This window comes from Devosia sp., from assembly GCF_034675085.1.
GTDB lineage: Bacteria > Pseudomonadota > Alphaproteobacteria > Rhizobiales > Devosiaceae > Devosia.
This window is the reverse complement of sequence record NZ_JAUCDN010000144.1, coordinates 1-8,219: the sequence shown is the minus strand read 5'-3', so window position 1 is coordinate 8,219 and position 8,219 is coordinate 1. Positions and strand designations below refer to the sequence as shown.

11 protein-coding genes are annotated in these 8,219 nt (G+C 64.0%); 1 reads left to right on the top strand and 10 read right to left on the bottom strand.

Translation table 11 applies throughout. The features are described 5' to 3' along the window. The 10 genes from VDP82_RS10460 to VDP82_RS10415 form a co-directional block, all read right to left on the bottom strand. Window positions 1–431 (bottom strand): TRAP transporter large permease subunit (locus tag VDP82_RS10460; RefSeq protein WP_323014790.1); only part of this gene is annotated, 431 nt, incomplete at its 3' end. A 70-nt stretch (window positions 432–501) separates the two neighbouring features. Further along, window positions 502–1,008, bottom strand: coding sequence for a TRAP transporter small permease (locus VDP82_RS10455; RefSeq protein WP_323014789.1), 507 nt, complete (start codon window positions 1,006–1,008; stop codon window positions 502–504). A 71-nt stretch (window positions 1,009–1,079) separates the two neighbouring features. Further along, entirely contained in the window at window positions 1,080–2,066 is a 987-nt protein-coding gene (gene dctP, locus VDP82_RS10450; RefSeq protein ID WP_323014788.1) for a TRAP transporter substrate-binding protein DctP, read from the bottom strand. A 204-nt stretch (window positions 2,067–2,270) separates the two neighbouring features. Further along, window positions 2,271–2,858, bottom strand: coding sequence for a glutathione S-transferase N-terminal domain-containing protein (locus tag VDP82_RS10445; RefSeq protein ID WP_323014787.1), 588 nt, complete (start codon window positions 2,856–2,858; stop codon window positions 2,271–2,273). A gap of 73 nt (window positions 2,859–2,931) precedes the next feature. After that, entirely contained in the window at window positions 2,932–3,606 is a 675-nt protein-coding gene (locus VDP82_RS10440; protein WP_323014786.1) for a GntR family transcriptional regulator, read from the bottom strand. A gap of 56 nt (window positions 3,607–3,662) precedes the next feature. Continuing rightward, the gene (locus VDP82_RS10435) at window positions 3,663–4,130 is read right to left on the bottom strand and encodes a VOC family protein (RefSeq protein WP_323014785.1); all 468 of its coding nucleotides are present in this window, start codon (window positions 4,128–4,130) and stop codon (window positions 3,663–3,665) included. Next, on the bottom strand, window positions 4,127–5,221 hold the full coding sequence (locus VDP82_RS10430; RefSeq protein WP_323014784.1) for a mandelate racemase/muconate lactonizing enzyme family protein: 1,095 nt from the start codon (window positions 5,219–5,221) through the stop codon (window positions 4,127–4,129). Before VDP82_RS10430 ends, VDP82_RS10435 begins: the two co-directional genes overlap by 4 nt. Further along, window positions 5,221–6,030, bottom strand: coding sequence for a glucose 1-dehydrogenase (locus tag VDP82_RS10425; protein ID WP_323014783.1), 810 nt, complete (start codon window positions 6,028–6,030; stop codon window positions 5,221–5,223). The genes VDP82_RS10430 and VDP82_RS10425 overlap by 1 nt, the downstream gene beginning before the upstream one ends. Window positions 6,031–6,032: 2 nt before the next feature. Continuing rightward, window positions 6,033–7,103, bottom strand: coding sequence for a glycerol dehydrogenase (locus tag VDP82_RS10420; RefSeq protein ID WP_323014782.1), 1,071 nt, complete (start codon window positions 7,101–7,103; stop codon window positions 6,033–6,035). Between the two features lie 4 nt (window positions 7,104–7,107). Then, window positions 7,108–7,935 (bottom strand): shikimate dehydrogenase, encoded by an 828-nt coding sequence (locus VDP82_RS10415; RefSeq protein ID WP_323014781.1) that lies wholly within the window; start codon window positions 7,933–7,935, stop codon window positions 7,108–7,110. A 100-nt stretch (window positions 7,936–8,035) separates the two neighbouring features. Here VDP82_RS10415 and VDP82_RS10410 point away from each other — a divergent pair. Further along, window positions 8,036–8,219 (top strand): alcohol dehydrogenase catalytic domain-containing protein (locus VDP82_RS10410; RefSeq protein WP_323014780.1); only part of this gene is annotated, 184 nt, incomplete at its 3' end.

The following is an 8,219-nucleotide window of genomic DNA, read 5'->3' as shown; positions in this document are numbered from 1 at the left end:
GCGGTGACGACGGTGGAAAAGCCCTTGTCGTAACCGAGCTTGGTCATTTCCGGCACGATCATCTTGGTGGTCATGGCCGCGTCGGCATTGGCCGAGCCGGAGGGACCACCCAGCAGCATGTTCACCAGCACGTTGACCTGGGCCATGCCGCCGGTGAGATGGCCCACCATGGTGTCGGCCAGCTTGAGGATCTTTTCGGTGATACCCGAATAATTGAACACCACGCCGGCACAGGTGAAGAGCGGGATGGCGAGGTAGGAAAAGGATTCGGTGGTCGCCATGAGATTGGTGACCATCGTATCGGTGGGCATCAGAGTGTTGATGAAAGTGAAGTAAAACGCCGCCGCGCCGATAAGCGCAAGAGCCACGGGAACGCGCAGGAAGAACAGCGCGAACATGATGAGCAGCGGAGCAAAAGAGGTGAAGGACATTGTGGGGCCCCCTGGCGCTCCCCGAGGGAGCGGGACTATATGGTGACGGCGGCGGCTGGACGGGGCCGGACTACATCTGCTCTTCCAGATCAACGCTGGGCAGTTCCTGGCCACGAAGCAGGATCACCAGGAACCAGACGCTGTAGAGGGTCATCAGGCCGAAGGCGATGGAAGGCGCCAGGTTCACCCAGAAATAGGGGATTTCCAGAAAGGCGGTGCGCCGGACCCATCCGGTGAGGGCCAGCCCCAGGCTGAGCTTGAAGAAGTAGCCGCAGATCGCAATGAGGATCAGGTAGTTCAGGATATGCGCCGCCCGCTTCAGATGCTCGGGCAGCAGATCGACCACCAGGTCCACCGCGATCATGGCGCGGTGGCGAAAGAGCAGCGCCGCGCCGAAAAAGACCGAATAGCCAAAGCTCAGATAGGCGATCTCTTCGGTGAACACGAGCGACATGCCCGTGGTGAAGCGGATGATGACATTACCGAGCACGACCAGATTCATGATCGCGAAAGCCACCATGGCCACGATGGCTTCAAAATTTCGAACCAGGCGAACGCCCCAGAACAGCACAGGCATGATGGAAAACCACGATTGGTGAAACGGCGCCCGGACCGGCCGGGCGCCTTTGTCGATGGACCGGCAGGCGCCTATTTGATGGCTTCGAGCATGCGCTCGTAAAGGCCCGGGCTCCATTCGGGGAAGTTGGCCGGAACCGTGGCCGCCGCCTCGATAAAGGCCGTCTTGTCGACATCGTTGAAGGTGATGCCTTCATTCTCCAGCGTGGTGCGGAACTCCGCTTCCAGGGCCTGGATGGCCGGGACGCGTTTGGCCGGTTCGGCGCGGCCAACCGTGTCGAGGGCCTTCCTGGCGTCTTCGGGCAGGCTGTCATAGACCTGCTGGCTCATGATGATCGAGGTGGTCGCCACCAGATGGCCGGTGAGCGAGATATAGGGCCGGGTCTCATAGATCTTGGAGGAATAGAGCAGCGAGAGCGGCGATTCCACGCCATCGGCCACGCCCTGCTCCAGCGCACTATAGGCTTCCGACCAGGCGGTGTTGGTAGGATTGCCGCCCAGAACGCGCGAGACTTCGTTCCACATCTTGGTGGGCGCGTTGCGAATCTTCATGCCGGCGGTGTCGGCGCGGCTATGCACCTGGCGGTCGGACAGGAGATTGCGCGTGCCGAAATAGACCAGGGTGACAATATGCAGACCCTTGGCGGCAAGCTGATCCTCGAGGCCCTTGACCAGGTCGGAATTCCACGCCTGCTCGATATCGGACGGCTCCTTGATGAGATAAGGCGCCATGAACACGGCGAAGTCAGGCACGTAGTTCGACAGATGGCTGGGATCGGAATCCTGCAGGATCGGCGCGCCACGCGAGATGGCGTCGATCATGTCGACGGTCTTGCCGAGCCCCTCGGAGGGGAAAATCTCGACCTTGAGCGTACCGTTCGAGGCCGCTTCGAGCTCGCTGGCGAATTCCTGCCAGAGCGGGAAGGTCTTGTCCTGGTTGGACACGACCATGTTCATGCGCAGCAGCGTCGGCGCCTGGGCCAGCGCCGGCAGGGCACAAGACATGGCCAATGCGGCCGAGAGGCCGGCAACCGCGATGCGGCGGGTCAGTTTCAGCATTGATGTTCCTCCTGTTCGGCTGCCCAGCAGCCTGCGCCTCGTTCGGCGCCAAACCCTGTTCTCGTGATCCTTGCCCACTCGCTCCCTGGGAAGAGGGGGCCATCCATCCCGATCACATAGATATATGATGCATCATATTCAGCCAACGTCAAGATGGCGGGACAGCGTGTTGAACAAGAAAGAAAATCCTTACGTGCCAATCGTTTATGCGAATTCCGTCGCTGCCATGGACTGCCGCTTCGAGAAGTCATCAAACCATTCTTGCAAAGCAGGGCGACGTTTTCCCCAGCGGTCGTCAGGGAAGCGGAAGTCGAGATAGGCCAGCCCGCAGGCGATGGAAATGGCGCCCAGATCGAGATTGGCGCGGGCATCGGCGTCATGCTCGAGCCGGTCCAGGATCTGATCGATGGAGCGCCGGTAGAGGCGCAGGCGCTCAGGCGATTGCTGCGCGCCGGGGCGAAGGGTTTCGTGCCGGCGGGGCACGGCGGCGTCCATGAGGCCATCCCCCAGGGCCTGGGCCAGCAGGGCCCGCCAGCGCGCCTCCCCACTCGCGGGCAGCAGGAGGGGCCCGAAGCTGGTGTCGAGATATTCGCAGATGACCGGACTATCGAACAGAGCCAAGCCATCATCACGCAGCAAAGTGGGCACGCGATTGATGGGATTGGCGTTCCCAAGCGCGGTGTCCCAGGCCATGGCGTTGACCGCCACCAGCTCCAATGGCACGCCCAGTTCATGGGCAACGACGCGCACCTTGCGCGAATAGGGCGAAGCGGCGCCATAAAACAGCTTCATCAATCTCCTCCTCATGGCACGACAAAGCGCCGCCGGACGCGCCGGCGGGTGAAAAAGCGCAACTCCCGCCTGCCTAGACGGCCGTGCTGCGTTCGGTTTCGAGCGTGCGCACCATCTCCTCGCCCCAGCGGATATCCTCCTGCATGGCGGCGCGGCTGCGCTCGGGATCGCCCGCTTCGAGCGCGGCGATCAAATCGTAATGCTTGTGATTGTCGCCCGAGAGCTGGCGCACCGGCATGCGATCGTGGAAGGTGCGCAGGAAGGGCCCCATCAGCACCCACATATTCTCGCAAATGCCCTCCAGGATCGGCATCTGCGCCAGGCGGAGCACGGCGAAGTGGAAGTCGCGATTGAGAACGCTGGCCTTGGCCGGATTGTTCGCCGCCGCCTTGATGAAATCGGCATTAATGGCCTTGAGCGCCTTGAGGTCGGCCTTGGTGGCGAGCTCGGCCGCCCGTTGGGCCGCCGTTCCTTCCAGCTCGACACGGATGCGCTGCACCTCGCGCAGGCTCTGGGCCGACAGGTTGGGAACCTGCACAGAAGTGGCCGCGCGGATTTCCAGCGCCCGCTCGCTCACCAGGCGGAAAATGGCCTCGCGCACCGGGGTGATGCTGGTGCCGCACTCCTCGGCAATGCCTGAAATGGTCAGCTTCTGGCCAGGCGCGTATTGCCCGTCCATCAGGGACGTCCTGAGATTGTTGTAGAGCTGCGTCGACAGATTTTCGCGCGTAACCGGCTTGCTCGCCACAGGCCAATCCTCCTTCAAATCATCCATCATCTATCATATGGGCGGCCTATTGACCCTTACCCGGTGGGCAATTCAACAAGTTCGATCAATACCCCATGGGGGTCGCGCATATAGAGCCCGCGCAGGCCGGCGGCGATGCCCTCGGTGATCTCGGTCAATTCCCCCTGCAACGCGCCGCCATTGGCCAGAATATCGTCGCGCAGGGCAGCGACGTTCTTGACGCGCAGGCAGATATGGGCGGCGCCCGGCTGGCTGCCGCGCGGCACCGAAGGGGTATCCTGCCGGTCGAACTGGATGAATTCGATATGACCACCATGGCCGTAAAGATGCACGAGCCGCACCTGCGCGCCCGGCACGCCCATGAAGGCGCCGATCCAGGGCAGGCGGCGCTCGCCGATGGGCTTTGCCTCAAACCCCATCACCCCGGTCCAGAAGGCCACGGAGCGCTCGATGTCGGGCGTGATCCAGCCGGTATGATCGAGGCTAGACTGGCCCCATTTCTCTAAATAAGCGGGGTCGGTCATGCGAAACTGTCCTTGCGAATGGCATGGGCGGCCAGCCGCTCCCAATCGAGCGCGAGGCCGGCACCGGGGGCTTGGGGCGCCAGCATGTCCCCGTTCCCGATGTGCGGCGGGGCCAGGAAAAACTGGTCGATGGGGTCGGCGCCCACTTCGGGCATGATCATTTCCACGCAGCGCACGGCCTCGCAGGCAAAGCCGAGCTGGGCATGCAGCGCCGGAAAAACGTGGGGAATGACCGGGCGGTCGAAGGCGCGCGCCAGGGCGATGGCTTCCATCGCACCACTAATACCGCCGCTTACCGAGGCATCCACGCGCAGGATCCCGCCCGCGGCCGCCAGATCGCGGAAGCCGGCAAGATCGATGACATCCTCGCCCACCGCCAGCGGCACGTCGAGCCGTGCGGCGAGGGCGGCAATGGCATGGACCTGGGTGGGCGCGAAGGGATCCTCGACGAAGGCGGCCCCCAACCTCTCGGCCAACCGGCACCAGGGCAGCGCTTCATCCACGCTGCCCCAGGACCAATGGGCGTCGATACCGAAACGGGCGCCTTCAGGCAGGGCCGAGGCAAGGGCTTCCATCACCGCGCGGTCGGCCGCCAGGTCGCGCCCGTCGATCATGCATTTGATGGTTTGGAAACCGCGCGCGGCGAGCGCCGCAGTTTCGCTGGCGGCGCGTTCGGGGGTCATGCCATAGCCGATGACGGGCATGACCGGCAGGCGCCGGCGCGCGCCACCCAGAGCCGCCCAGAGTGGCAGGCCGACCGACTGGCACCAGGCATCCCACAGGGCGATGTCGCACAGGCTCATGCCGCGCGTCATGGCGGCGCGCGGCGCCGGCGTCGGGCCCAGAGCCAGGCGCCGCAGGCGATTGCGGTCCTCGGCGGGCTGGCCGAGATAGGCTTGGGCGGCCCGCGCCACGATATCGAAGAGCGGCAGGCCGCGATCATAGCCATAGGCATAGCCCTCGGCACCATCGTCCAGGATGAGACGCAGGGCGACATAGTCGCGCTGGGCGATGGTGAGGGCGCCCAGTTGCACGGGGCGCTCCAACGGCACCCGCGCCGTCATTACTTCCATGCGTTCGATCCCGGCCATCAGCTCGCCATTCCCAGATCGACGCTCTGCGTCAGGAAGGCATTGGCGGTCATGCCGCCATCGACCATGAGGACGTGGCCGGTGACGAAGCTGCCGGCCTCGGAGGCGAGGAAGATCGCCGCGCCCATCAGTTCGTCCGGCTCAGCCCAGCGGGCGAGCGGCGTGCGGTCGTTCACCTGCTGCTCGAAGGTGCCGGTGCCCAGAACCTTCTTGTTCATGTCGGTGAGAATATAGCCCGGCCCGATGGCGTTGACGGTTATGCCGTCCGGTCCCAGTTCGGAGGCCATGCCGCGGGTGATACCGACCACACCATGCTTGGCGGCAACATAGGAGATGACGCCCGGGCGCGAGCTGATGGCCATGACCGATGCGGTGTTGATGATGCGGCCATATTTCTGCTGCCGCATCGGCCGGGCGCATTCGCGCGCCACCCCGTAAAGCGAGCTGAGATTGATGGCGATGACCTTGTTCCAGTCATCCATGTCATGGGTTTCAATGGGCTTGCGGATGAGAATGCCGGCATTGTTCATCAGGATGTCGAGGCGACCATTGCGCGCCACGATGCCATCGACAGCGGAGGCGACGGCGGGATTATCCGTCACGTCGAAGGGCGCAGCCTCGGCACTCCAACCCGCGCTTTCGAGGCTCTCGACCGCCGCATTGGCGGTGTCGGGATTGATGTCGTTGATGACGACATGCGCCCCCGCTGAAGCCAGACCCTTGGCAAAGGAGAAGCCGATGCCCCTGCCGGCGCCGGTGACCAGCGCCACGCGGCCCTTGAGGGAGAAGAGTTCGGTTCCGGCGGGCATGATCAGGCAGCCTCGATCTGGGTAATGGCGCTGGCGATATCGGCCGCCGTGATCGGCCGATAGAACTTTTTCATATGTGCCGCTTCGGCCGATACCTGCGCAATGGTGTCGATATCGGAATTGGATTTTCCGTCATGGCCGAGATCGGCCAGCTTCAGCGGCAGCCGCGCGTCCCGGTAAAAGCCGTACATATCGTCCATGAAAGCCTGGTCGCGGTTTTCCAGCACCAGCTGGACCAGGAGGCCATAGGCCACCTGATGGCCATGAAGGGCATTGGCGACACCCGGAATGACCGAAAGGCCGCGCGTCATGCCGTGCGACACCGACAGCCCGCCGCTCTCGAAGGCAAGACCGCTCATCAGCACGCTGGCTTCCACCAGCGCTTCGAGGTGATGGTCGATCTTGCCCCGGGCAATGGCGGCATAGGCGGGCACGGTATGCTCGCGCACCGTGTCGTAGCACGCCTGGGCCAGGGCCAGGGCAGACAGCGGCGAGGCGCTGCCAAAGACATTCTTGCCACCGGCGCCGATGCATTGCTCGACCTCGAAGCGCTTGACCAGCGCATCGCCGACACCGGCGGAGAGCAGGGTCAGCGGCGCCTTGGCGATGATGGCGGTATCGACCAGGACGAGATCGGGATTGGCCTTGTTCTGCTCGACGCCGACCAGCTTGTGGTTTTCGTCATAGACCACGGCGATATGGCTGGTGGGGGAATCGTTGGAGGCAACGGTGGGAACGGAGACGAAGCGGGCGTTTAGCTCGCGACTCAGCAGCTTGCCGGTATCGATGGTCTTGCCGCCCCCCGCCGCCACGACGATATCGTGTTTCGCATCGGAAACGGCGGCAACAAGGCGCTCGATCTCGGCATAGGTGATCTCGCCACCAAAACGTAGCGGAGTAATGCCGACGCCCGCCTCGGCGGCAGCGGCGCGAATGGTGTCGCCAACAATGGCCTCGACCCTCTCATCGGCCAGAACGATGGCCGACCGTCCGAGGCTGGCCAGTTCGCCGCCGATATTCGACAGCACGCCCGGCCCCTGGATGTAACGGCGCGGTGCTCCAAAAACGATCATTATTCTACTCTTCGATTGAATGAATACGGGGCGCGGTGGTGCCCGCGCCCAGGATGAAGTCGATAAAGGGGTCGATCTGCCCGGTCAGCATGTGGACGCCCTCGTGGATAACGGCGCCGCGTTGCCGGGCAGCCTCGAGCAGCGGCGTCACAGGCGGCGCCATGATCACCTCGGCCACCACCGCGCCCGGCGCGATGCTCATCGGATCAAGCGGCAGGGCATCGCCTTCGTGCATGCCCAGCGCCGTGGCGTTGACGACAAGATCGAAACCGGCCGCATCCGCCGGCCCCACGGCGATATGCCGGCCAGGATAAAGCGCCTGAAGCCGCTCCACCAGGCTATGCGCCCGCCCCAACGTGCGATTTGCGATGACGAGACGACTGACGCCGGCGGCCAGCAGCGCATCGGCGATGGCGACGGCGACGCCCCCTGCCCCAACCAGTAGCGCTGCCTTGCCGCGCGGGTCGCGCCCCTCCCGGAGCAGCCCGCCGACAAAGCCTTCGCCGTCGAGGATGCGGCCGACCAGCGCACCATCCTCGGCCTTGCGCACGACATTGGCCACATTGAGCAGCGCGGCTGGCCCCTCGAGGCGGTCGCAAAGCCCGGCCACGGTCTCCTTGTGAGGAATGGTGACGATGATCCCGGGCACACTTTCACTCAGGCGCAGCGCGTCGAGCACCTGGCCCAGATGTTGGGGGTGTACCTGCCATGGCACCAGAACAGCATCCAGGCTAAGCTCGCGGCAGCGGGCATTGAACAGTTGTGGCGTGCGCAGATGCGCCGACGGATAGGCCAGATGCACGAAGACGTGCGTCCTGCCATTGATCTCCATCCTCGCCTCCCGCAGCCGTTTCCGACACATTGATATCGCATATGATGCATGATATTTTCTGTACGTCAACACGCGCACCCCAAGGGAGGAGACCGCCGCCATGAAAGCCCTGGTGCTTCAAGAACCCCATCGGCTGACCATAGAGGACCGGCCGGTTCCCGAGCCCGGCCCCGGCGAGGTGCGGGTGCGCATCCATCGCGGCGGCATCTGCGGCTCGGACATGCATTATTTCCACCATGGCGGGTTCGGCGTGGTGCGCATGAAGGCGCCGATGGTGCTCGGCC